Consider the following 1,160-nt stretch of genomic DNA (forward strand, 5'->3'; position numbering starts at 1 on the left):
GCGCGGATGCCCAGTTCGGCCAGTCCGGCGGCGAGCCGGTCGCTCCGCTCGTCGAGCTCAGCGTAGCTCCACAACAGGTCACCGCAGAACAGCGCGGTGGCATCGGGGTGCTCTCGCGCTCCGTCGCGCAACAGGTCGCCCAGCGGTCGTCCTCGCCAGTAGCCGGCACGGCGATACCGTTCGACGAATTCGGCGGGCCACGAAACCACGGCCACAGGATTCACACCCCTCAAATCGAGATTTTCAGGGATCCACGAACTCTTACTGAACCGTAAAGAATCTGTCTCCTTCAAAGAGCCAAGTCAATAAATGACTGGCAATGACTTAGTAAAGCAAAAGTCAAGTTCGGCTCCATTTTGGGTGGACTTGAGAGGATTAACCGGTCACTTACGACATACCCCTGCCGGGTACTACTCCTTCGAGTACCTCCCTTCCCCGAGACACACATGGTGTTTTACGTTGAGTCGGCATGAGCGACTCCAAGGACAACGGCATGAATCCCATAAATTTCCCGCGCTTGCCATTAGAAAATCGCCGGTAAATCAGTCGGCGAGGCCCCGGAGAGAGGACAGCGATGACACACGCCGCACCCGCTGTGGAACGCCAGATCCGCGAGGCCGTGTCCGAAGTGCTCGGCCTGCCGCCGGACGCCGTGGCGGAGACGGACAACCTGATCTCGCACGGGCTCGACTCAATCCGCACCATGGCCCTCGTCGGGCGCTGGCGCTCGTCCGGAGCCGAGGTCGACTACGCGGAACTGGCCCAGGAGCCGACCATCGGTGCCTGGACACGGCTGCTGACGCAACGACTCTCCGGTACCGGGACCGCGGAAGTGGACCGATGTACCGACGGCCTGCACGGACCGGCCGAGACCGTGACGGACGAGGCGGCCTCCTTCGCCCTGACACCGGTTCAGCAGGCGTACTGGATCGGGCGGACGGACGGCCAGTCGCTGGGCGGCAACGGCTGCCACGCGTATATGGAGTTCGACGGCCGGGACGTACGGGCCGACCGCCTGGAGTCCGCCGTGCGGGCCCTCATCGCTCGACACGCGATGCTCAGGGCCCGCTTCCTGGAGGACGGGACCCAGCGCGTCGCGGCCACCTCACCGTGGCCGGGGCTGACCGTGCACGACGTGCGGACGTTGCCCCGGGCAGCGG

General features: G+C 64.5%; 2 protein-coding genes. One reads left to right on the forward strand and one right to left on the reverse strand.

Annotated elements, in window-relative coordinates; all coding sequences use genetic code 11:
• Positions 1-224, reverse strand: a 224-nt coding sequence (locus tag EU811_RS23000; protein ID WP_342211733.1) for an AMP-binding protein, incomplete at its 3' end; no start/stop codon positions are given.
• A gap of 350 nt (positions 225-574) precedes the next feature.
• On the opposite strand from EU811_RS23000, the gene EU811_RS23005 reads away from it, so the two are divergent.
• Positions 575-1,160: phosphopantetheine-binding protein (locus tag EU811_RS23005; RefSeq protein ID WP_238703549.1), on the forward strand; the 586-nt coding region annotated here is incomplete at its 3' end.

Origin of the sequence: Arthrobacter sp. TS-15 (assembly GCF_006964045.1) — a bacterium.
In the GTDB taxonomy this organism is placed as follows: Bacteria; Actinomycetota; Actinomycetes; order Actinomycetales; family Micrococcaceae; genus Arthrobacter.